The 22875-nt window shown below is 61.9% G+C and carries 23 protein-coding genes; 4 read left to right on the top strand and 19 right to left on the bottom strand.

What is annotated here, in order from left to right:
- Position 1: 1 nt before the first annotated feature.
- The 11 genes from rseP to FGKAn22_RS06060 all read right to left on the bottom strand — a co-directional run bounded on the left by rseP (position 2) and on the right by FGKAn22_RS06060 (position 11066).
- Positions 2-1357 (bottom strand): RIP metalloprotease RseP, encoded by a 1356-nt coding sequence (gene rseP / locus FGKAn22_RS06110; RefSeq protein WP_212787077.1) that lies wholly within the window; start codon positions 1355-1357, stop codon positions 2-4.
- On the bottom strand, positions 1354-2532 hold the full coding sequence (ispC, locus tag FGKAn22_RS06105; RefSeq protein ID WP_212787076.1) for a 1-deoxy-D-xylulose-5-phosphate reductoisomerase: 1179 nt from the start codon (positions 2530-2532) through the stop codon (positions 1354-1356). The genes rseP and ispC overlap by 4 nt, the downstream gene beginning before the upstream one ends.
- A complete protein-coding gene (locus FGKAn22_RS06100; protein WP_212787075.1) occupies positions 2532-3362 on the bottom strand; it encodes a phosphatidate cytidylyltransferase in 831 nt (276 codons plus the stop codon). Before FGKAn22_RS06100 ends, ispC begins: the two co-directional genes overlap by 1 nt.
- Positions 3355-4131: an undecaprenyl pyrophosphate synthase gene (gene uppS, locus FGKAn22_RS06095; protein ID WP_212787074.1), complete on the bottom strand. Its 777-nt coding sequence runs from the start codon at positions 4129-4131 to the stop codon at positions 3355-3357. Before uppS ends, FGKAn22_RS06100 begins: the two co-directional genes overlap by 8 nt.
- Before the next feature lie 80 nt (positions 4132-4211).
- Positions 4212-4733 (bottom strand): ribosome recycling factor, encoded by a 522-nt coding sequence (gene frr / locus FGKAn22_RS06090; RefSeq protein WP_212787166.1) that lies wholly within the window; start codon positions 4731-4733, stop codon positions 4212-4214.
- A gap of 50 nt (positions 4734-4783) precedes the next feature.
- A complete protein-coding gene (pyrH, locus tag FGKAn22_RS06085; protein WP_212787073.1) occupies positions 4784-5500 on the bottom strand; it encodes a UMP kinase in 717 nt (238 codons plus the stop codon).
- 4 nt (positions 5501-5504) lie between these two features.
- Positions 5505-6404 (bottom strand): translation elongation factor Ts, encoded by a 900-nt coding sequence (tsf, locus tag FGKAn22_RS06080; RefSeq protein ID WP_212787072.1) that lies wholly within the window; start codon positions 6402-6404, stop codon positions 5505-5507.
- A 75-nt stretch (positions 6405-6479) separates the two neighbouring features.
- Positions 6480-7202, bottom strand: coding sequence for a 30S ribosomal protein S2 (rpsB, locus tag FGKAn22_RS06075; RefSeq protein ID WP_212787071.1), 723 nt, complete (start codon positions 7200-7202; stop codon positions 6480-6482).
- A 157-nt stretch (positions 7203-7359) separates the two neighbouring features.
- On the bottom strand, positions 7360-9831 hold the full coding sequence (locus tag FGKAn22_RS06070) for an ABC transporter permease (protein WP_212787070.1): 2472 nt from the start codon (positions 9829-9831) through the stop codon (positions 7360-7362).
- Between the two features lie 6 nt (positions 9832-9837).
- Positions 9838-10353, bottom strand: coding sequence for a hypothetical protein (locus FGKAn22_RS06065; protein ID WP_212787069.1), 516 nt, complete (start codon positions 10351-10353; stop codon positions 9838-9840).
- A 47-nt stretch (positions 10354-10400) separates the two neighbouring features.
- Positions 10401-11066, bottom strand: coding sequence for an ABC transporter ATP-binding protein (locus tag FGKAn22_RS06060; protein ID WP_212787068.1), 666 nt, complete (start codon positions 11064-11066; stop codon positions 10401-10403).
- Here FGKAn22_RS06060 and FGKAn22_RS06055 point away from each other — a divergent pair.
- Both FGKAn22_RS06055 and FGKAn22_RS06050 read left to right on the top strand, forming a co-directional pair.
- Positions 11065-11676, top strand: coding sequence for an arylesterase (locus FGKAn22_RS06055; protein ID WP_212787067.1), 612 nt, complete (start codon positions 11065-11067; stop codon positions 11674-11676). The genes FGKAn22_RS06060 and FGKAn22_RS06055 overlap by 2 nt on opposite strands.
- A 156-nt stretch (positions 11677-11832) precedes the next feature.
- Positions 11833-13863 carry a thioredoxin domain-containing protein gene (locus FGKAn22_RS06050; protein WP_212787066.1) on the top strand — a complete coding sequence of 677 codons (2031 nt, stop codon included), beginning with the start codon at positions 11833-11835 and terminating at the stop codon, positions 13861-13863.
- A 64-nt stretch (positions 13864-13927) separates the two neighbouring features.
- Here the strand turns inward: FGKAn22_RS06050 and FGKAn22_RS06045 are convergent, their stop codons facing one another.
- Positions 13928-14878, bottom strand: a complete 951-nt coding sequence (locus FGKAn22_RS06045) for a S49 family peptidase (RefSeq protein ID WP_212787065.1) — start codon at positions 14876-14878, stop codon at positions 13928-13930.
- A gap of 22 nt (positions 14879-14900) precedes the next feature.
- On the bottom strand, positions 14901-15557 hold the full coding sequence (locus FGKAn22_RS06040; protein ID WP_212787064.1) for an HAD-IA family hydrolase: 657 nt from the start codon (positions 15555-15557) through the stop codon (positions 14901-14903).
- 117 nt (positions 15558-15674) lie between these two features.
- Here FGKAn22_RS06040 and FGKAn22_RS06035 point away from each other — a divergent pair, with 117 nt between their 5' ends.
- Positions 15675-16286: a trimeric intracellular cation channel family protein gene (locus FGKAn22_RS06035; protein ID WP_212787063.1), complete on the top strand. Its 612-nt coding sequence runs from the start codon at positions 15675-15677 to the stop codon at positions 16284-16286.
- 20 nt (positions 16287-16306) lie between these two features.
- Positions 16307-17383, top strand: a complete 1077-nt coding sequence (gene rlmM, locus FGKAn22_RS06030; protein WP_212787062.1) for a 23S rRNA (cytidine(2498)-2'-O)-methyltransferase RlmM — start codon at positions 16307-16309, stop codon at positions 17381-17383.
- A gap of 19 nt (positions 17384-17402) precedes the next feature.
- Here rlmM and FGKAn22_RS06025 read toward each other — a convergent pair whose 3' ends face one another.
- From FGKAn22_RS06025 to FGKAn22_RS06000, 6 genes are all read right to left on the bottom strand, one after another.
- On the bottom strand, positions 17403-18686 hold the full coding sequence (locus tag FGKAn22_RS06025) for a serine/threonine-protein kinase (protein WP_212787061.1): 1284 nt from the start codon (positions 18684-18686) through the stop codon (positions 17403-17405).
- Between the two features lie 75 nt (positions 18687-18761).
- Positions 18762-19121: a cupin domain-containing protein gene (locus FGKAn22_RS06020; protein ID WP_212787060.1), complete on the bottom strand. Its 360-nt coding sequence runs from the start codon at positions 19119-19121 to the stop codon at positions 18762-18764.
- Between the two features lie 125 nt (positions 19122-19246).
- Complete coding sequence (locus FGKAn22_RS06015; RefSeq protein ID WP_212787059.1) at positions 19247-19900, bottom strand: ABC-type transport auxiliary lipoprotein family protein; 654 nt, start codon at positions 19898-19900, stop codon at positions 19247-19249.
- A 23-nt stretch (positions 19901-19923) separates the two neighbouring features.
- Entirely contained in the window at positions 19924-20760 is an 837-nt protein-coding gene (locus tag FGKAn22_RS06010) for an MlaD family protein (protein ID WP_212787058.1), read from the bottom strand.
- Positions 20745-21569, bottom strand: coding sequence for an ABC transporter ATP-binding protein (locus FGKAn22_RS06005; RefSeq protein ID WP_212787057.1), 825 nt, complete (start codon positions 21567-21569; stop codon positions 20745-20747). The genes FGKAn22_RS06010 and FGKAn22_RS06005 overlap by 16 nt, the downstream gene beginning before the upstream one ends.
- Positions 21566-22717, bottom strand: a complete 1152-nt coding sequence (locus tag FGKAn22_RS06000; protein WP_212787056.1) for an ABC transporter permease — start codon at positions 22715-22717, stop codon at positions 21566-21568. The genes FGKAn22_RS06005 and FGKAn22_RS06000 overlap by 4 nt, the downstream gene beginning before the upstream one ends.
- Between the last annotated feature and the right edge of the window lie 158 nt (positions 22718-22875).

Here is a 22875-nt window from a genome sequence, read left to right as displayed (position 1 = left end):
TCTACCCTGAAATAAGGCGATTTATATCGTTATATATGGCAAAAACCATCAGCGTGCCGAGCAACGCAATGCCGATCCTCTGACCGATCTCCCAAGCCTGCTCGGAGACCGGACTCCCCTTTACCAACTCGGCGACATAATACAGCAAGTGACCGCCGTCCAATAAGGGGATGGGCAACAGATTCAGCACGCCCAGGCTGATGCTGATCAGTGCCAGGAAGCCAAGGTAAGCCACGATGCCCATTCCGGCCGACTGCCCCGCATAGTCGGCAATGGTGATCGGCCCGCTCAGGTTCTTCATCGACACTTCGCCCAGCACCATCTTGCCCAGCATCTTCAGGCTGATGACGGAAGTCTCCCAGGTCTTGCGCAGAGCTTGCCCGGCGGCATCAAGCGGGCCATAGCTCACCTCGGTCAGCATCGCCTTCCACGCCGCCTTGTCGACCTGCGGGGCCGCGCCGATCTTGCCGATCCGCTTGCCCCCCTCCTCCACAGCCTGCGGCACGAGTGCTACGCTCAAGGTCGCTTCGCCGCGCCGGATGTCGAACTGTACCGCCTGTTCCGGATGGGCGCGTACCACTGCGACCACATCGTTCCAGCGCTGCACCGCAGCGCCGTTGGCCCGAAAAATTTCATCGCCCTGCCGCAGCCCGGCGCGCTGCGCCACGCTGTCTTCGGCGACCTGGCCGATCACGGGCGGGATGACCGGCTGGTACAAGTGCAGCCCCAGCTTGTCGAGGAACTCGCCGTCGAGGTCCTTGGCCTCCAGTCCGTGCATATCGAGCACATGGGATAGGCGTTCGCCCTGCGCGCCGCGCCCCTCGATCTGCACCTCAGACTGTTGCAAAGCAAGGTCCAGCAGCAGCCAGCGTGCATCCTGCCAGCTTGGGACTGCTTCGCCATTGATGTGCGTGATGGTTTCACCCGCCTGCATCTGCGCGCTGGCCGCCGGAGTGCCCTGCGGAACCTCGCCAAGCACGGGCTTCACGCCGGGCACGCCGTGCACGAACAACGCCCAGTACAGCACGATGGCGAGCAGGAAGTTCGCCAGCGGCCCGGACACCACGATGGCCATGCGCTGCAGCACCGGCTTTCTGTTGAAGGTGCGGTGCAGCTCACCGGGGGAGACGGCGCCTTCGCGCTCGTCCAGCATCTTGACGTAGCCGCCCAGCGGGATCGCCGAGATCGCCCACTCGGTCTCGCTGTCGGCAAAACGCTTGCGATAGATGACCTTGCCGAAGCCGATGGAAAAGCGCAGCACTTTCACGTCGCAAAGGCGCGCCACCAGGTAGTGACCCAATTCGTGGAACACCACCAGCAGCGCGATCGCGCCGACAAAGGCCAGCAGCGTCGTCATGTCACCTGCCGGATCTGCAGTTCCGCAACGCGGCGAGCCTCGGCATCGGCGCCGAGCACGTCATCCAAGCTATGCACCGGATAGACCGGCAAGGCATCGAGCACCGCCGCGATGACGCGAGGGATGTAGAGGAAGGGGATCTGCCGGTCGAGGAATGCGGCCACGGCCACTTCGTTCGCGGCGTTGAGCATGGCCGGTGCCGTACCCGCGGCGCGCAGCGCCTGATAGGCCAGCGCCAGGCAGGGGAAACGCTCGAAATCGGGTGCTTCGAAATTCATCGTCGCCACCTTGAACAGGTCCAGCGGCGCCACACCCGCATCGATGCGCTCCGGCCAGGAAAGGCCGTACGCGATGGGCGTGCGCATGTCGGGATTGCCCAGTTGCGCCAGCACCGAACCGTCGATGTACTGCACCAGCGAATGGATCATGCTCTGCGGATGCACCACGACCTGGATGTCGTCCGCACCCGCATTGAAAAGCCAGCGCGCCTCGATGACCTCCAGCCCCTTGTTCATCATGGTGGCGGAGTCCACCGAGATCTTGCGGCCCATGCTCCAGTTCGGGTGTGCGCAGGCCTGCTCCGGCGTGACGTTCTGCAAGTCGGCAAGCGGGGTCTTGCGGAACGGCCCGCCCGACGCGGTCAACAGTATCTTGCTCACCCCGCTGCGTTGCATGTCGCCGCGATAGTTGTGCGGCAGGGACTGGAAGATCGCATTGTGTTCGCTGTCGATGGGCAGCAGCGCCGAACCGCTGGCATGCACCGCGTCCATGAACACGTTGCCCGCCATCACCAGTGTTTCCTTGTTCGCCAGCAGGATCTTCTTGCCCGCTTTTGCCGCCGCCAGCGTGGGCCGCAGCCCCGCGGCACCGACGATGGCCGCCATCACGGCATCCACCTCGGGCAGCACCGACACCTGCTCCAGCGCCTCGACGCCGCACAGCACCTCGGTGTCCACGCCGGCCTCGCGCAGCGACTGGCGCAACTGCGAGGCGGAGTCCTCATCCAGCAGCACGGCATAACGCGGCTTGAATTGCACGCACTGGCGGAACAACAGGCCGACCTGGCTGTTCCCCGTCAGGGCGATGACCTGGAAACGGTCGGGATGGCGCGCCACCACGTCCAGCGTGCTGGTGCCGATGCTGCCGGTGGAACCCAATACGGTCAGTCTCTGCATTAACTAATCCTCTGGAGCAACATCGCCAGCGCGGCCAGTGGCAGGGTCGAGGTCAGCGCGTCGATACGGTCCAGCAGGCCGCCGTGTCCCGGCAGCAGCGCGCCGCTGTCCTTCACGCCCGCTTGGCGCTTGACCGCCGACTCGAACAGGTCGCCGATCACCGCCAGCGCCACCCACCACCATGAGGCCAGCAGCAACGGCGGCAATATCTCGCGGGTGGAAAAATACGGGCTGAAGCTCCATACCAGCACCACATAGGCCGATACGCCGAACACCGCGCCCGCCACACCTTCCCAAGTCTTGCCCGGGCTGATGTCGGGCGCGAGCTTGTTCTTGCCGAAGCGACGGCCGGCGAAATAGGCTGAGATATCCGCGACCCACACCAGGCACATGACGAACAGCAGCATCCACGGACTGGGATCGGCCTCGCGCAAGTCCAGCATCGCCAGACCGGTCGGCAACAGCACCGCCCAGCCGGTCAGCGCCATCAGCAGCGGTCGCCTGACTTTCCAGCCGGCCATCAGCCAGCTCGGCACGATGACCAGCCACAGCAAGGCGGACACCAGATACACCCCGAGATGGGTATAGTCCTGCTGCGCCGGCGTCGTGTAGGAATCCAGTACCAACATGCCTCCCATCAGCGCCAGCGTCAACGCCCAGTAGACGTTCGCCTTCCTGCCGCTCAGGCCGGACAGGCGCGCCCACTCGACAGCCCCCTGCATCACCATTACCAGAACCAGCAGTGCCCAAGCTGCCGCCGGCAACAGGAACAGTGCCGCCAGAAACAGCACCAGCAGCACCACGGCGGTGATCACGCGCGATTTAAGCATCGAAGCCCCCTTTCGGCTGCTCGCTCGCCAACTGTTCGCTGGTCCGCCCGAAACGGCGCTCCCGCTTCTGGTAGGAGGCAATCGCCGCTTCCAGCTCCTCGCGGCCGAACGCCGGCCACAGCACATCGGTGAAATAAAGCTCGGTATAGGCCAGCTGCCACAGCATGAAGTTGCTGATGCGCTGCTCGCCGCCGGTGCGGATGAACAAGTCCGGCTCTGGCGCCTCGCTCAGGCAAAGATAGGGGGACAGGTCTTCTTCCTTGAAGCCCTGAGCGAATTCCGGATGCTCCTTGAGCATCGTCTGCACAGCGTTCATCACGTCCCAGCGTCCGCCGTAGTTGGCGGCGATGGTCAGGGTCAGGCCGACGTTATTCGCGGTCAGTGTTTCGGCATCCTGCATGGCCTGATTGAGCTTATCGTCGAAACGGCTGCGGTCGCCGATGATCTTCACTCGGATGTTTTTCTCGTGCAGCCTGACGACCTCACGTTCCAGCATCTTCATGAACAGCGACATCAGGAAGGAAACTTCGTCGGCAGGACGCCGCCAGTTCTCGCTGCTGAAGGCGAATACCGTCAGGTATTCCACGCCCAGGTCGCGACAGGCTTTGACCACCTCGCGCAGTGCCTCCACTCCGCGCTGGTGCCCTGCCACGCGCGGCATGAAGCGCTGCTTGGCCCAGCGCCCGTTGCCGTCCATGATGACGGCGATATGGCGCGGGACGGGAGGGGCGTCGGGAATGTTGCGGGTAGAACTTTTGAAGAGAGCCATATCAGGATCCAGGATACGGGATTCAGGATTCAGTCGAGGCGGCCGGTAGCCGTATCCTGCATCCCGAATCCTGTCTCCTTTTAGACTGCCATCAGATCGGCTTCTTTGGCAACCAGCGTCTTGTCGATCTCGGCGACGTAGCGGTCAGTCAGCTTCTGGATATCGTCCTGGGTGCGGCGCTCTTCGTCTTCGGCGATCTCTTTTTTCTTGAGCGCGTCTTTCAGGTGATTATTGGCGTCGCGGCGGATGTTGCGCACCGCGATCTTGGCGTTCTCGCCCTCGGCCTTGACCACCTTGATCAGGTCGCGGCGACGCTCCTCGGTCAACATGGGCATCGGCACGCGGATCAGTTCGCCCTGGCTTGCCGGGTTCAGCCCAAGATCGGAATCGCGGATAGCCTTTTCCACCGGGCCGACCATGTTCCGTTCGTAAGGCTGGACGCCGATGGTGCGCGCGTCGACCAGGGTGATGTTCGCCACCTGGTTCACATGGGTCGGGCTACCGTAGTAATCCACCATCACGTGATCCAGCAGGCCGGTGTGGGCACGTCCGGTACGCACCTTGCCCAGGTCCGTCTTCAGCGCCTCCAGCGACTTCTGCATCTTCTGTTCGGTTGTTTTTCTCAGATCAGCAATCACAGTTCCCTCCTGAATCAATCGATACGCACCAGCGTGCCTTCGCCTTCGCCGAATACCACACGCTTCAGCGCACCTATCTTGAAAATACTGAACACGATGATGGGCAGCTTCTGGTCGCGGCACAGCGTCAGCGCGGTCGCATCCATCACCTTGAGATTCTTGCTGATGGCCTCGTCGAAGCTCAGGCTCTGGTAGCGGATCGCGTTGGGATCCTTCTTCGGATCGGCGGTGTAGATACCGTCCACCTTAGTGGCCTTGATCACCACGTCGGCGGACATCTCCACGCCGCGCAGCGCGGCGGCGGTGTCGGTGGTGAAGAACGGGCTGCCGATGCCGGCCGCGAAGATCACCACCTTGCCGTCTTCCAGATAGCGCAGCGCCTTGCCGCGAATGAACGGCTCGGCCACCTGCTCCAGGCTCAGCGCGGACTGCACGCGGCAATCCACCCCGGTGCGCTTCATCGCGTCCTGCAGGGCCATCGAGTTCATCACCGTGGCCAGCATGCCCATGTAATCGGCGGTGGCGCGATCCATCCCCGCCGCGGCCGGAGCCACGCCGCGGAAGATGTTGCCGCCGCCGATCACGATCGCCACCTCCACACCCAGATCGACCACTTCCTTGATCTCGGCGACGATGCGCTCGATCACCTCGCGGTTGATGCCGTAGCTGTCGTCGCCCATCAGGGCTTCGCCGGACAGCTTGAGCAGGATGCGTTTGTAGGCCGGCTTCATGACCTTAACCCTGGGCAGCAGCAGCAGCGGCAGCGACTTCAGCCGCGTAGTCTTCCACCTTCTTCTCGATGCCTTCGCCCACCACGAACATCTGGAACGCGGTCACGGTAGCGCCCTTGGCCTTCAGCAGTTGCTCGATGGTCTGCTTGCCGTCTTCCGCCTTAACGAACACCTGGCCCAGCAGGGTGACTTCCTTGAGGAACTTCTGCACGGTACCTTCGGCGATCTTCTCCAGGATCGCTTCTGGCTTGCCGGATTCCTTGGCCTTCTCGATGGCGATGCGGCGCTCGGTCTCGATGTCTTCCGGCTTCACGCCGGATGCATCGAGCGACTTCGGCTTGCTCGCTGCGATGTGCATCGCGATGTCGCGACCCAGCACGTCGTCGCCGCCGGTGTAGCTCACCAGCACACCGATCTTGCTACCGTGCAGATAGGTTGCCAGTTTGCCGGTGGAGGTCTCGTAGCGCGCGATGCGGCGGATCGTGAGGTTCTCGCCGATCTTCATCACCAGAGCCTTGCGCACTTCGTCGACGGTGCCGGAGCCGTTGGCCAGCGCCATGCCGGACAATGCCTCGACATCGGCCGGATTGTTCTTCGCCACGGTTTCGGCGACATTCTTCGCGAACGCGATGAAGTCGTCATTCTTCGCAACGAAGTCGGTCTCGCAGTTCACTTCCACCACGGCGGCAGCCTTGCCGTCGGCGGCGATGAACGCGCTGACGATACCTTCCGCGGTCACGCGGGATGCAGCCTTGCTGGCCTTCGCGCCGCTCTTGATGCGCAGCTGCTCTTCAGCCACCTTGAAATCGCCGTTGGATTCGACCAACGCCTTCTTGCATTCCATCATGCCGAGACCGGTGGCCTCACGCAGTTCCTTGACCATTGCTGCGGTAATTTCTGCCATTTTCAAACTCCATCGAAACTTAAAAAAACTTACAAAAAAAGGGGCTGACGCCCCTTCTCACGTCGGCGCTAAACCTTAAGCGGCTTGTTCCGAAACTTGCTCGACCAACTCGTTCAGTGCCTGAGCACGGCCTTCGAGGATCGCGTCGGCGATGCCGCGGGCGTACAGACGGATAGCCTGAGTCGAGTCGTCGTTGCCGGGAACCACATAGTCCACGCCCAGCGGGGAGTTGTTGGTATCGACGATGCCGATGACGGGGATGCCCAGCTTCTGAGCTTCGACGATGGTGCCCTTCTGATAACCGACGTCGATCACGAAGATCGCGGCCGGCAGACCTTGCATGTCCTTGATGCCGCCCAGGCTGCGGTTCAGTTTTTCCAGCTCGCGCTTCATCATCAGCGCTTCCTTCTTGGAAACCTTCTCGGATGCGCCTTCGGCGGTCAGCTCTTCCAGCTCGCGCAAGCGCTTGATCGACAGCTGCACGGTCTTGTGGTTGGTCAGCATGCCGCCCAGCCAACGGTAGTTAACGAACGGGGAATCCGCGCGCACGGCTTCTTCCTGGATGATGTCGCGAGCCTGGCGCTTGGTCGCCACGAACAGGACGGTGCCCTTCTTAGCTGCCAGCTTGCGCACGAAAGCTTCCGCTTCGGCGAACTTCGCGACGGTCTTTTCCAGGTTGATGATGTGAATCTTGTTGCGGTGACCGAAGATGTACGGTGCCATCTTGGGATTCCAGAAACGGGTCTGGTGACCGAAATGAACACCAGCCTCCAGCATTTGACGCATAGTTACAGCCATGATTGCTCCTAACGTAAGGGTTATCAACTACCACTCGCCAGCCTGACCCACGGCACTTTCCGTGAGCACCCCAACTTGCGCGAGCGGGAAATTTGCTCCGGCCTATTCCGGAGCGGCGCGCATTCTACCACCAATGCCGCGGTTCGCTCAACCCGCGCTATTCGCGCAGGATCACCAGCGGCGGCAATGAAGTCAGCCTCCGCGTGCCCAGCCAGCCCGCCAGCGCCACCGCGACCGCGCCTCCCGTCACGCCGATCAGCCAGATGGCGGGACTGGCCTGATAAGGGATATCCAGGACGAAGCGCGCCAGCACCCAGCCCAGCAGCACGGCCCCCGCCGCCGCGAACAGCCCGCTCAGGCCACCCAGCACGGCGAATTCGGACAGATGCAGCCGCCGCAGGTAGCGCCCGTCCGCCCCCAATGTGCGCAGCACCGCCGCCTCGAAGGTGCGCTCATCTTGCGTCGCGAGCAGCGCGGCATACAGCACGGCAAAACCGGACAGCAGCGTGAACAGGAACACCGCGCCCATCACCTGCGTGATCTGGTCCATGATGTGGCGCACCTGCCCGATGATCGCGCCGGTATCGATCACCAGCACATTGGGGAATTCGCGCGCCAGCAGGTCGCCCGCGCGTGCCCTGTCAGGCGGCAGATAGAAACTGGTGAGGTAGCTCGCCGGAAAGTCGCGGAGCAGCTCGGGCGTGGCGATGACGAAGAAATTCACCCGCATCGAGTCCCACTGCACCTTGCGCAGACTGGTCACGCGCGCGCTGAAGCGACTGCCCGCCACGTCGTAGGTCAGCGTATCACCGAGCCGGATGCCCAGCGTCTGGGCGATGCCCTCTTCGACCGACAACTGGCCATTTGCTCCCGGTAGCCACCACTTCCCCTGCACCAGCCCGTTCCACTCCGGCATGCGCTCCATGTAGGACAGGTTGAACTCGCGCTCCACCAAGCCGCGCGCGTGCGGGTCCGGGTAGCTATCGCCGTTGATGGGACGGTCGTTGATCGCGACCAGCCTGCCGCGCACCATCGGCTGCAATTGGGGCGGCGGCAACTTCTGGCGCGCGAAGAAATCCAGCACCGCCTGCTGCTGGTACGGCTGGATGTTCACGACGAAGCGGTTCGGCGTCTCCGGCGGCAGCTTGTCCTGCCAGCCCTGCAGCAGGTCGGCGCGCACCAGCGTCAGCAGCAACAACGCCATGCCACCCAGCGCCAGCGCGACCACCTGAAGCGCGTTGCTGCGCCCGTGCCGCACCAAGTTGTTCACCGCGTGCCGCCAGTGATTACCGAGGTAGGGGAAATAGCGCGCCAGCCCATGCAACATCAGCCAGGCCAACCCGCCGAACACCACCAGCCCGGTGATCAAGCCACCCAGCATCGCCAACCCCAGCTTGGCCGAGCCGGAATGCCACAGGAACAATCCCGCGAGCACCACCACCGCCAGGCCATAGACCAGCACGGTGTTCGGCTGCGGCGCGCCCAGCTCGCGGCGCAGCACGCGCAGCGGCGACACCCTGCGCAGCTGCAGCAGTGGCAGGAAGGCGAAGCCCAGCAGCAGCGCGAAACCACTGGCGGCGGCCTTGACCGCGGGCAGCAAGGAAGGCTGCGGCAGCGCCGCCTGGCGCATGGCCTCGACGAACGAGATCAGTACGGCCTGCGTGGCATAGCCCAACAGGCAGCCCAGCAGCACCGCGACGATACCCAGCAGCATGAACTGGTAGAGGAACAGGCGCAGCACCTGTCCCTGCTGCGCGCCGAGGCAGCGCATCACCGCGCAGCCGTCGAGATGGCGCAGCACGAAGCGCCGCGCCGCCAGCGCCATCGCCGCGCCAGCGAGGATGGCAGCAGTCAATGCTGCAAGCCCGAGGAAGTGCTCGGCGCGCTCCAGCGCGCTGCGTATCTCCGGCCGCGCATCGCGCACGTCCTCCAGCCTCTCGTTGCCGGTCAATTTCGCCTTCAGTTCGCCGCGCAGCGCGGCCGTCTGCTTCGCTTCTCCTGCAACCATCAGGCGGTAGGTGATGCGGCTGCCTTCCTGTTGAAGGCCCGTCGCCTCAAGGTCCTGCGCATTCATCAGCACGCGCGGCGCGAAACTGGAAAAGCCGATGGACTGATCGATGTCCTTCACGATGCGCGCCGAAACCCTGAAGCGCATCGCGCCTATGCCCACCTCGTCGCCCATGCGCAGATCGAGACGCCGCAACAGCCGCTCGTCCGCCCACACCGTGCCGCGCACGGGTATGCCCTGCGCGACATGCTCGCTGCCGTCCTCGATGGTGATTTTCCCTCGCAACGGATAGCCATCCTCCACCGCCTGTATCTCGGAGAGCAGCGCCTGCTCGCGGAAAGAAACCATGCTCGGGAAACTGCGGCTCTCGACGGCGCGCAGGCCGCGCGCCTCGGCGCTCTTGCGATAGGCGGACGGCAGCGGTCGCGTCGAGGTAATGCGCAAGTCCGCCCCGATCAGGCTGGTCGCCTCCTGCTGCAACGCCTGCCGCACGCGGTCGGCGAACATGCCGACCGTCGCCAGGCTACCCACCGCCAGCACCAGCGCCAACAGCAGCACGCGCCACTCCCCGGCCCGCCAGTCGCGGCGAAGAAGGTTAAGGGAGAGGCGGAGGAGATTCATTTGTACCTAAAGTTTCTTAAAGTGATCAGGGGCTTTTTCAAAGTCACTCATGATTCTTTCTGAGTTCAGATTCAATTTCGTCCATGTAAGAAACGTCTTCATGGCTTCGGTATGCTCGCCAGTTAGCGTCTCATAGTCCACTATAGCCTTTAGGATTGCAGCCAATGCGCACTCCTCCGCATCAAATTCGACATGGGCCTCAGTTTTCTTGTCATGATGTTTTAACGCATTCACAAACAGAAGGTTATGAATGTGCGAGATAACGGAGGAACGCTTAGGGGTATCCCCGGGTTTTCGAAAATCGTTAACTTTAATGACATAGTCTACGAACGGTTCCTTCCCTGCATTTAGTACCAGCCCGTGAAGTATTTCGCCAGCTGCTGCCGCAAGAGTAATTGCTGAGAACATATTGCAACCATCTACAAGAAACAGTCGAATGGCTGTCTCCAACTGACCTCGTGCAATATCGACTTTGTGATATCTGTGATTGCCGGAAAACATTCGCTGCGTCTTTGGCTTCATGAAATCACTCACTCAATCTTGAAGTGTTGGCATAGTTCATCATCACGCTACACCACCCTCCCCGCCTCCAGCCGCAACTGTCGACCGCAACGCCTCGCCAGCGCCTCGTCGTGGGTGACCAGGATCAGCGTCGTGCCCTGCGCGCGATTGAGGTCGAGCATGAGTTCGATGACCTGGCTGCCGGTGGCGGCGTCGAGGTTGCCGGTGGGTTCGTCGGCGAACAGGATCTTGGGGCGGGTGACGAAGGCGCGGGCGAGCGCGACGCGCTGCTGTTCGCCGCCGGAGAGGTGTTTGGGCAGGTGGTGCATGCGTTCTCCCAAGCCGACCTTGCGCAACGAGTCGGCGGCGCGTTCGCGCGCGTCGGATGCGCCTTGCAGTTCCAGCGGCAGCATCACGTTCTCCAGCGCGTTCAGCGCGGGCAGCAGCTGGAACGACTGGAACACGAAACCTGCCGCAGCACCGCGCAGCCTTGCGCGCCCGTCTTCATCCAGAGCGAACAGGTCCGCGCCGTCGAGATACACGCTGCCGCTGCTGGGCACGTCCAGCCCGGCCAGCAGGCCAAGCAAGGTGGACTTGCCGGAACCGGAGGCGCCGAGGATGGCTAAGCTCTCTCCCGCATTGACCGCGAAGCTTACTTCGCGCAGGATGGTCAGCATCTGGTCGCCGCTCGGCACCTGCTTTGTCAGACCAATCGCTTGCACTATCGAAACCATGAGAATTCTGTCCCTGAAATTTATCCTGCTGATCGCCGCACTGTGGCTTCCGTTCGACGCCCACGCCGCGAAGAACATCCTCGTATTCGGCGACAGTCTATCAGCCGGCTACGGCCTCGCCGCGGAAGAAAGCTGGCCCAGTCTGCTGCAAAAGGAGCTGAAACGCAAAGGCTCGGCCTACCGTGTAGTGAACGCGAGCATCAGCGGTGAGACCACGCTGGGCGGCCGCCAGCGCATCGACAAGGCACTGCAGCAACATCGCCCGGCAGTGGTGATCCTGGAACTGGGCGCGAACGACGGGCTGCGCGGCTTCGGTACGGCGGATATCGAGGCCAATCTGGATGAACTCATCAAGGACATCAAGCAAGCCCGCGCCAGGGTGCTGCTGATGGGAATGCGCCTGCCGCCGAATTACGGCGAGCCTTACGTCACTCAATTCCAGAACATCTATCCACGATTGGCGGAGAAGCGCCGCGTGCGGCTGATGCCGTTCCTGCTCGAAGGCATCCCTCCCGAACAGTTCCAGGCAGACAACCTGCACCCCACCGCCGAGGCGCAACCTCTGCTGATGAAAAATGTCTTAGAGGAACTGAAACCGCTGTTGCGTTAGCCTCACCAACCCGCAAATTCGTCAGAAATTCGTTTTGCGGGATGAAGCGCAAGGAGCCGCACAGCGAACGACGAGACATATCGAACGGATAAACGAGGAGCGAGCAAGCACGCGACACCGCGATTCGCCCGCAAAACGAATTTATGGGGGCAACCGATGGCTAATGAATTGGCAAAGGAAACAAGTCCCTACCTCCAGCAGCATGCCAATAACCCCGTGGACTGGCATGCATGGAACCCCGAGTCGCTGCGGCTCGCGCGCGAGCAGGACAAGCCCATCCTGCTGTCCGTCGGCTATTCGGCCTGCCACTGGTGCCACGTCATGGCGCACGAGTCGTTCGAGGACGAGGATACCGCGGCGCTGATGAACCAACACTTCATCAACATCAAGGTGGATCGCGAGGAGCGTCCCGATCTCGACCAGGTCTACCAGAACGCACACTACCTGCTGACGCAGCGCAGCGGCGGCTGGCCGCTGAACATGTTCCTCAGCCCGGATGGCACGCCGTTCTTCGGCGGAACCTATTTTCCGAAACAGGCGCGTTACAACCTTCCCTCCTTCACCGACGTGCTGCAACGCGTTGCTCAGGTATATGCAGAGAACCGCGCCGATCTAGCCGCTCAGGGCAGGCAACTGGCGGCCGCACTCGCCGATATCCAGCCGCCCCGCGGCAAGGAGACACCGCTGAACCGCGAACCGATCGAGCAGGCGCTGAGCCGGCTCGGCGACCAGTTCGACAAGGTCAACGGCGGTTTCGGCGATGCACCCAAGTTCCTGCACCCGGCGGAACTCGACCTGCTGCTGCGCAACGGCCACAAGACCGGCGACGAGTTCGTGCTGCACATGGTGCGCTACAGTCTGCAGCACATGGCGCACGGCGGGCTATACGACCAGCTCGGCGGCGGCTTCTGCCGCTACAGCGTCGATGCCGAGTGGAACATCCCGCACTTCGAAAAGATGCTCTACGACAACGGCCTGATGCTGTCCCTGTACAGCGCCGCTTGGCAAGAGTTCGGTGAGCCGCTGTTCGCGCGTGTGGTGGAACAGACCGCGAACTGGGTGCTGCGCGAGATGCAATCCCCCGAGGGCGGCTACTACTCCTCACTGGACGCGGACTCGGAGCATGAGGAAGGCAAGTTCTACCTGTGGCAGATAGTCGAGGTGCGCCAGCTGCTGACCGAGCAGGAATATGAAGTCGCCAAGACCTATTACGGCATCGAATGGCCGCCCAATTTCGAGGAGCGCGCCTGGAACCCGCGCGTCCGTGCAACGCCTGACTTCGTCGCCCGGCACCTGCAGGTTACGCACGAGCAAACCGAGGCGCTGATCGCCAGCGTAAGGGGAAAACTTTTCGCCGCACGCGAGAAGCGCGTGCACCCCGGCCGCGACGAGAAGATCCTCGGCGGATGGAACGGCCTGATGATCGCGGGCATGGCGCGCGCCGCGCGCGCGTTCGGACGCGAAGACTGGCTGCGTTCCGCGCAGCGCGCAATGGATTTCGTGCGCACCGCCCTGTGGCGCGACGGCAAGCTGCTCGCGACCTGCAAGGACGGCAAGGCGCACCTCAACGCCTATCTGGACGACCATGCTTTCCTGCTGAATGCCGCGCTGGAACTGATGCAAACCGAATTCAGGAAGGCCGACCTGGACTTCGCCGTGCAACTCGCGGACGCGCTGCTGGAGCGTTTCGAGGACAAACAAAATGGCGGCTTTTTCTTCACCAGCCACGACCATGAAGCGCTGATCCAGCGCAACAAGACCGCGCAAGACGATGCCACGCCATCGGGCAACGGCATCGCGGCGCAGGCCCTGCTGCGCCTGGCTTTACTGACCGGAGACGAGAGATATCGTGCGGCGGCGGAACGCTGCCTGAAGTTGTTCTTCCCCGCCCTGCAACAGGCCGCAAGCTACCACTGCAGCCTGTGCACCGCACTTGCGGAACTGCTGCAGCCATCCGGCCTGCTGGTGCTGCGCGGCAAAGAGGCCTCCAAGTGGCAGGCCGCATTGCAGCGGCGCCACCTGCCGGACGTGATTACCGTAGTGCTGAGTGACAGGATAGAAGGTTTGCCGGAAACACTCGACAAACCATCAGGTGAGCAAACCACCGCATGGCTGTGCCGCGGCACGCAATGCCTGCCGCCGGTCACCGATATCGACGAGTTATTGAGGATGCTGCAGGTCGGGTAACCCGACGATAATCGAAAATGTCGCGTTACGCCCTTGGCTAACCCGACCTACGGAACTAAAGCTGTTAGCGTAGCGATACGCCGCCCTGTGCCGAATAGCCCAACGCGCTCGCCACACCCGCGCCGAAACGCTTCGCCAGACGTTCGCCGAAGCTTTCCTTCATGGTGAAGTTCACGATCTTCTCGGCCTTGATCACGTCGCGCGCCACCGACTCCACGCTGCCGTAACCGTCCGCCAGCCCCATCTCCACGCCGCGCTGGCCGTTCCACACCAGGCCGCTGAAAGTGTCAGGCGTTTCCTTCAGGCGCTTGCCGCGCCCCTGCTTAACCACGTCGATGAACTGCTGGTGGATCTCTGCGAGCATCTGCTTGGCGTATGCCTGCTGTTTCGGATCGGCAGGCGAGAAAGGATCGAGGAAACCTTTGTTCTCGCCCGCGGTGAGCAGGCGGCGCTCCACGCCCATCTTCTCCATCGTACCGGTGAAGCCGAAACCGTCCATCAGCACCCCGATGGAGCCGATCAGACTGGCCTTGTCCACAAAGATCTTGTCGGCCGCGACTGCCACGTAGTAACCGCCGGAAGCGCAAATGTCCTCGACCACCACATGCAGCGGGATCTGCGGGTACTTCGCGCGCAGGCGGCGGATCTCGTCGTTGATCTGCCCCGCCTGAACCGGGCTGCCGCCGGGGCTGTTGATGCGCAGGATCACACCCTGAGTGCCCTTATCCTCGAAGGCATCCTGCAGGCTCGGGATCAGGAAATCGGCGCTCGCCGCGGAATCCGGTGCGATCACGCCCTGCATGTCGATCAGCGCGGTGTGCTTGCCGGTACTCAATGCGGGCTCCTTCTCGCCGAACCAGCCCATGATGATGAACAGCACCAGGAACAGGTAGCCGAAGGTCAGCGCCTTGAAGAAGATGCCCCAATGGCGAGCACGGCGCTGTTCCTGAACGGCGGACATCGCCAGTTTCTCCAGCACACCGCGTTCCCAATTGTTGTTGTTCTGATCCGACATCGCAATTCCTTTTATCTAAACGTTAAGCATTGTTTCTCAGCCACTCGCGCAGTTCGGCGAAATCCCCAACCAGCGCGAGCGGCGCCAGCTCCTGCAACTGCTCGGGCGGATGCGCGCCGTATGCCACCGCCACCACGTCCACCCCGGCATTCTGCGCCAGCTGGACATCGTGTGTGGTATCGCCGATCATCAGCGTGCGGTCTGCGTCGACCGCCAGTTCGTCCATCAGTTCCAGCAGCATCGCCGGATGCGGCTTGGAAAAGGTCTGGTCCGCCGTGCGCGTGGCGTGAAAATACGACCGCAATCCGCTGGCATCCAGCACGCGCTCCAGCCCCGCGCGACTCTTGCCCGTGGCCACGCCCAGCCAGTATCCAGCGCCGTGCAGTTCCTCTATGGTTTCGCGTGCTCCCTCGAACAACGGGATGGTCTGGTCCTGCGCGAGGAAGTGATGGCGGTAACGTTCCGCCAGCGGTTCGTACATGGATTCCGGCGCCGTCGGCACGGCATGGCGCAGCGCCTGCCCCAGCCCGAGGCCGATCACGTGGCGCGCATCCTCGTCGCTCGGCACAGGCAGATCCAGGTCGCGGCACGCGGCCTGGATCGAGCCCGCGATCACCGCGGTCGAATCCATCACCGTCCCGTCCCAGTCGAACACTATCAAATCGTAACGCTTGCCCATCGCCCTGCCGCCTAAAAATAGGCGCCGATATTACCATGCCACGCGCTCCCGGCCGAATGCGCACGCGGATACCGCCACGCCCCGTATAATGCGCGCCTTCATTCCCGATACCTTCCCATGAATCTGATCTACCTCCTTGACCTTTGTGCCGTCGCCGTCTGCGCCATCACCGCCACGCTGGAAGCGCGCCGCCGCGAACTGGACCTGTTCGGGGTGGTGGTAATCGCGGTGATTTCCGGCATCGGCGGCGGCACGGTCCGCGACCTCCTGCTGGGCCGTCTGCCGGTGTACTGGGTGCACGACCCGATCTACGTCGTGGTGGGCATGGTGGCCGGCACGCTCACGTTTTTCCTGAGCCGCCGCATCAGGCTGCCCAAGAATTTCTTCCTCGTGCCCGATGCGATAGGCTTGGCGCTGTTCACCGTGATCGGCACCAGCGTCGCGCTCCAGCTCGGTGTTCCCTGGCTGATCGCCGCCCTGATGGGCGTGATCACCGGCGTGTTCGGCGGCGTGATCCGCGACATCCTGTGCAACGAAGTCCCGCTGATCTTCCGCACCGACATCTATGCCACCGCCTCGCTGGCGGGCGCCCTGCTGCTGATCGCCCTCGACGACTATGGCATGGGGCACAACCTGGCCATCCTGTTCGCCATGATCTGTACGGTGGCGATACGCCTCGCCGCGATCCGCTGGCACATCCACCTGCCGCGTCTGCGCTCGGACGTTTAAAACCCATATAGAGGCCGCACATGCAAGAACCTTCCACCACCCATTGGCTGCTGTACTGCCGTCCCGGCTTCGAACAGGACTGCGCACAGGAGGCCCTGCGCCAGGCGCGCCAGCAGAAACCGGTGATCGCCGAACAACCGCCGATCCAGGCCGACAGCGGCTATGTCGTGGTCGTGCTCAACGATCAACAGCTGTCCTACCGCGAACTGGTGTTCGCGCGCCAGCTGATCCGGCTGCATTACATCATCGAAGAGCTGTCTGATCGCGACCGCCTCACGCCGCTGGTCGAGGCCATTGCGGAGCTGCCCGAGACCTTCGGCACGCTGTGGCTGGAAGTGCCTGACACCAACGACGGCAAGACGCTGTCCGCGTTCACCCGCCGCTTCCAGCCGCTGCTGGAAGAGCCGCTGCGCTCGCAGGGAAAATTGCCTGAAGACACCCAAGACGCAAACAGAAAACTGCCGCGCCTGCATGTGTTCTTCCCGGACAAGTCCACTGCGCTGATCGGCAGCAGCGATCCATACAACAGCGCGCCCTGGCACATGGGCATCCTGCGCCAGCACATGCCATCGGAAGCACCGAGCCGTTCCACGCTGAAACTGGCCGAGGCCATCGAAGTGTTCATGGACAAAAGCGAACAGACCCGCCTGCTGCGTCAGGGCATGACCGCCGTCGATCTCGGCGCGGCCCCCGGCGGCTGGACCTGGCAACTGGTCAAGCGCGGCATCCGCGTCACCGCGGTCGACAACGGCCCGATGAAGGGCGTGCTGGCGAACCACCCGCTGGTGCAGCACCTGCGTCAGGACGGCTTCAAGTACGCGCCGCGCAAGGCGGTGGACTGGCTGGTGTGCGACATGGTCGAGAAGCCAGCGAAGGTCGGCGCGCTGATCGGCAACTGGTTCGCTGCCGGATACGCAAGACACGCTATCTTCAACCTCAAGCTGCCGATGAAGCAGCGCCTCGCCGCAGTGGACGGCGCACTGAACGGCATCCGCGCGCAACTGGACGAAGAAGGCATCAACTACCGGATGAGCGCCAAGCAGCTCTACCATGACCGCGAAGAAGTGACGGTGTTTCTGGTGCGCACCAAGGGCTAAGCGTATTGGGGGATATCCCTCACGAGAGGGACGACAAGAGATGGGAAATGCGCGTATTCGCGTCATCGAGGCGTTTTACCAATAATCGCAGAAAAGCGCCGTCGATCTTGAAACGGCACTCTGTCGTAGCCCTCTTCAGCATATCCGGATTGATTTCGATCAGGGTGACATTGGAATCTGCGACCACATCCGTGGAGCGGGTAAAGGCCCGCTCGGACAGGTGCGCCATTTCACCGAAGCAATCCCCTTTGTTCAAGACGCTCAACACAAGCCCGTCCTTGAGCACTTTGACCGATCCCTGCCCCAGAATATAGAACTCTCGCCCCCGTTCTCCTTCACGCAAAATGATTTCACCGCTGTTCACCTTGCGCCATTCGCTGATGCGCAGCACCTCCCACAATTCGACATCACTGAAATTCTTGAAGAAAAGCAGTTCGCGCAAGATATCGAATTTCTCCATGTCGAAGATTTCCGTCTGCGTCACCACGTTATTGCTGAAGAAACTCATCAGATCATGTGCAAACTCATCCCATGTCTGGTAGCGCCGGGACCGGTCTTTCTCCATGGCATGCAGCACAATGGCATCCAGTTCCGGAGGGACTTCGGGGCGTAATTTGCTCGGAGCCTGCGGTTCGACATTCATGATCTGGTAAATCATGCTGAACTGGTTGCCTGACTCAAAGGGCAACTTGCCGGTGAGCAATTGAAACATGGTCACGCCGAGGGAATAGATATCGGTCTGGTGGGTCAACTCAAGCTCGCTGAACTGCTCCGGCGACATGTATGCGGGGGAGCCCACACCGGCCACCTGGGTGGTTTGATGGCTCACGATGATCGCCGAGCCGAAATCGGAGATCTTGATGTCGCCCTGAGCATTCAACAGGATGTTGTCCGGCTTGATGTCGCGGTGTATCACGCCTTGATGTTGTGCATATTCCAGCGCCTTGCAGCATTTGTACATGATCTCCGCAATGGTACTGAACGGCAGCAAACGTGATGGGTAGGTATAGTGCGCCAGCGATTTCCCCTCGACATACTCCATCACCATGTAATTGTTCGTGCCTTTCAAGACGGCATCGAAAACCTTCACGATATGCGGATGGGATAATTTTCCGACCAGGGAGGCTTCCGTCAGCAACAGCTTGCGCCGGGCTTTGGCGAGACTTGGATCGCGTAGCGTGTCCACCTGAAACAGCTTGATTGCGACTTGCCGGTTATTGAACGCATCCAGCGCAAGATATACGGTGCTGGTTCCGCCGCTACCTAGTTCCCTGATGATTTCATAATGGTCGATTGTGTCCATTTGGCTGTGGGGAGATTGTTGTCAGCGGTCATTTCGATAATTTCACACGCCACTGTATATGCCTCTATGGACCATCTAGCGGGATTTGGCATAGTCGATCATTCCCTGGAAATCGACAACGACTGCCGGCTCATCGCCCACGACCCAGGCGTCATGTCCTGAGGGAAGATTGGAAACGTCGCCCGGCTTAGCCAACAGCTCGGTCCCGTCATCCATGACGATCTTCAGGATGCCTGATACGTGGTACTGGAAATGTGGGGCCTCGCAGCTTTTTGTCTTGGCTATCGGCTGGAGAGACGTTGACCATCGCCACCCCGGCTCGAAGGTTGCGCGACCGACCGTTGCGCCACCGATCTTGACCAGCTCAAGCCGCCCCTTTGGAAATTCACGAACCTCATCCGCATTCGCAAAATTCTTGAGTTCTGCCTTTTTCATCTGGCACCTCCTGATTGATGAAGGAACATCAATCTAGCCTCTCAACGGACGGTTCTCCATAAGGTAATTGCCTTAATCTGCAGGCACCGGGACAGGCATATCCTGGATCAGGAAAAATGCGCGGGTCAGCGCGAATTTCCGGCACAGAAGGCCGCAAGTCTGGCCAGCAGACGTTCCAACGCCCGATTGGCGGCGAGCACGCCGCCATAGGCATCCTCGGTCTCGCATTTTTCGGTCTCGTCGAACTCCGCCGTGGCTATCACCCGCTGCGTACCGGTGTCGATCAACTGCGCGCCCAGCGTGAAGCGCACTTCACTCGGTTTTACGGTGAAATCCTGCTGCAAGCGGATGAGTTCGGTATCCAGACGCAACGCGACCGATACGCGTGAAGGAGACAGCACCACCGCGTGGAACGCTCCGGATCGCTCCAGCGCCTGAACGAGCTGCGGTGCAAGCATGCGTGCCGGCGTATCCGCCCAGCGGTTGCGCGAATAGACCTCGAGTCCGTGCGCCTGACGCACCCAGATCATCCGGGCGGTATCGAAACCGGCACGGGCACGCGGCATGCTGACCGCGAGCACAAGATCGCGCCTGGTCGCTGAAACAGGATGGACCGGGGCTGGTAGAGAAGTCGTCCTGGCTTCCAGCAGATAGATGTTGTCCGGTGGGGGCGAAGGCGGCAAAACCGAACAGCCACCGAGCACCACCAGCGCAAGGATAGCCACGGTCGGGAACATCGCCGTGAGTCGCGTATACCATATCGTATGGTTGGATTTCATATAGTCGCTTCCGTTATCAGGTGTCATTCGCCCGGTCCGGGTTTCACGTTCTCTCTGCCCTGCAGCAGCATGCCGGGGTTGCGCTCCAGCGCCTCGCTGAAGCGACGCAACGAGGAAGTCAGTTCGCGCAGTTCGGCGATCGCTTGGCGCGCTTCCGGCAAAGCCTCGGCACGCACGCTGTCGGCGGTGTCCGCGGTGCTGGCCCCGGCGCGCGCGGCTTCATTCGCCATCCGGTCGAAGGCATCGGCGCTGCGCTGGAGGCGCTGCAGCAATTGCGGCAATTCGGCGCCGGCAAGTGCGCCGGACAGCCGTTCCAGGTTGGCCAGAGTGTGGCGCAATGCGGTGCGATTTTCCTGATCCAGCAAGGCGTTGATGTTTTCGCTGCTGCGGTTGAGGTTGGTAAGCAACGCGGTAACCGCATTATCCAGGCGCAGCATCAGCGACGGCCCTGTGCGGATCACCGGATATTCCTCATCCGGCCACGGCTTCAGGGGCGGCGAATCGCGGCTACCTCCGGAAAGGTCGACATGGGCGATGCCGGTCAACCCCTGAACCTGCAGCACTGCTACCGTATCCTGCTTCACCGGCGTGCCACGTTCGATATCCAGCGTAAGTTTCACCAGCTCGACATTGTCCGGTGCGAGCGAGATGTGCCTCACCCTGCCGACCTGCACACCGCGATAACGTACCGGTGCGTCCTGGCTCAGGCCGGACACCGATTCGCTCATGTAGACCAGATAGGTGTCGTAGCTCTTGCCGTAGGACTTGCCGCCGGAAAGCCACAGCACGCCTCCGATCAGCAGCGCCCCGAGTATCAAAACGAAGAGTCCGACCACCGCGAATTTCACTTTCGATTCCATGCCTGCTCCAATGCCCCTCTTCCCCGCGGGCCGTGAAAATATTCCCGTATCACCGCATCTTCCGAACGCGCCAATTCCTGCATCGTGCCCACCCCCAGAATGCGCCCGTCCCCCAGCACCGCAACGCGATCCGCCACTCGCCACAACAGGTCAAGGTCGTGAGTGACCATCATGATGGTGAGGCCGAGCGCATCGCGCAGATGGCGCACCAGTTCGTCAATGCCGGTGGCGCTCAGGGGATCGAGGCCGGCAGTCGGCTCGTCCAGAAAAAGCAGTTCCGGATCGAGCGCCAGCGCCCGCGCCAGCGCCGCGCGCTTCCTCATGCCGCCGGAGAGTTCACTCGGGTACTTCTGGCCGGCGTCGGCCGGCAAGCCGGTGAGTGCGATCTTGAGGGTGGCGATCTCATCGGCCAGCGCCGGTTCGAGATCGGTGTGTTCCCTGATCACCATCGCGACATTCTCCATCACGGTTAGCGAACTGAACAGCGCGCCGCGCTCGAACATCACGCCCCAGCGGCGTCTGAACGGCAGCGCCTCTTCGTCGGACAGCCCTATCACCTCCCGGCCGAACACCCGGATCGAACCCGACACCGGCTGCTGCAGCATGATGATCTCGCGCAGCATGGTCGATTTTCCGCAGCCGCTGCCGCCGACCAGCGCGAATATCTCGCCGCGCCGCACCGAAAGGCTCACGTCGCGGTGCACGACCGCATCGCCGAAACGCGTATTCAGATCGCGTATCTCGACGACGGCGGCCTCCGAATCTGGATGCCTGGCGTCGGTCACGGCGGTGTCGACGGCGGCACTCATATATGCAGCCAACTGAACGCGATGGAGAACAGCGCATCTGTCAGGATCACCAGGAAGATGGACTGCACCACGCTTTTCGTGGTCTGTTGTCCTACGCTCTCGGCACTGCCGCTCACCTGGAATCCTTGATAGCAGCCCACCAGCGCGATGATCACCGCGAATACCGGCGCTTTGCCGATGCCGATCATGAACGAAGTCAGACTGACCGCATCTTCGAGACGGTCGATGAAAGTGGTGAATCCGACGTCGAGCTGGGCGCGCGCCATCACCATGCCGCCAAGGATGCCCATGATGTCGGTATAAACAGTCAGCAACGGCAGCGCGATCACCAGCGCGATCACCTTGGGCAGCACCAGGAGGTCGAGCGGCCCGATACCGATGGTACGCAGCGCGTCGACCTCCTCGGTTACCTTCATGGTGCCGATCTGTGCCGCATAAGCTGAACCGGAACGGCCGGCGATGATGATGGCGGTGATCAGCGGAGAGAGCTCGCGCACCATCGACAGACCGACCAGGTCGACGATGTAGATATTGGCGCCGAAGCGGCTCAGCTGCTCCGCCCCCTGATAGGCGATGACGATGCCGAGCAGAAAAGAGAGCAAGCCGGTGATCGGCAACGCCGCAACGCCGGTGGTCTGCAGGTTATACAGGATGGATTTCCAGCGGACGCGGCGCGGCTGCAACAGTTCGCGCATCAACGCTATCGCACTTGCCCCGAGAAAGGACAGCAGCCCGAACGCACCGAACAGATTCTCCAACGCTTTGCCGCCGATGCGGGCAAAAATGCCGGGAACGTGCAATGGCGCGCTGGCGGAAGTCCCTGTGCGCGTGGCGATCAGGCGCAGCAGGGCCTCGAATTCCGGCCGCAGGCCGATGAAACGCACGGCGTTCCCTGCGGCTTCGAGATCGCGCCGTGTGCGATGCAGCAGCCATGCTCCCGAGGTATCCAGCGCGGTGATGCCTTGCGCATCGATCAGCAACTCGCCCCCGGCCGGCAGCGTCGTCGCTTTGAGACAAGCACCGATGCGTTCCTCGATCTGAGCCGCCGAACGCAACAGCCACGCGCCCGTACAGCGCAGTTCGCCCGGTGTCGCACCGGGAGAGATATCCGCAGCCGACAGTGATGCAGATGCAGTGGAGCGTGACATGATCGGTGCGTTCAACATCCTGATGATGATATCGGATTGAGATACGGGATGGCACCACATGGTGAGCGGAGGGTATTCGTATCGCTCGCCATGTATCGTGGCGAATGCTATGTCGCACGGTTCCGAGTGTCAAATAGATGCGCCATTCACGCTCAGAA

It is taken from the genome of Ferrigenium kumadai, from assembly GCF_018324385.1.
Taxonomy (GTDB): domain Bacteria; phylum Pseudomonadota; class Gammaproteobacteria; order Burkholderiales; family Gallionellaceae; genus Gallionella; species Gallionella kumadai.
The sequence above is the reverse complement of the archived record's forward strand: the minus strand, read 5'-3'. Positions and strand labels throughout refer to the sequence as shown.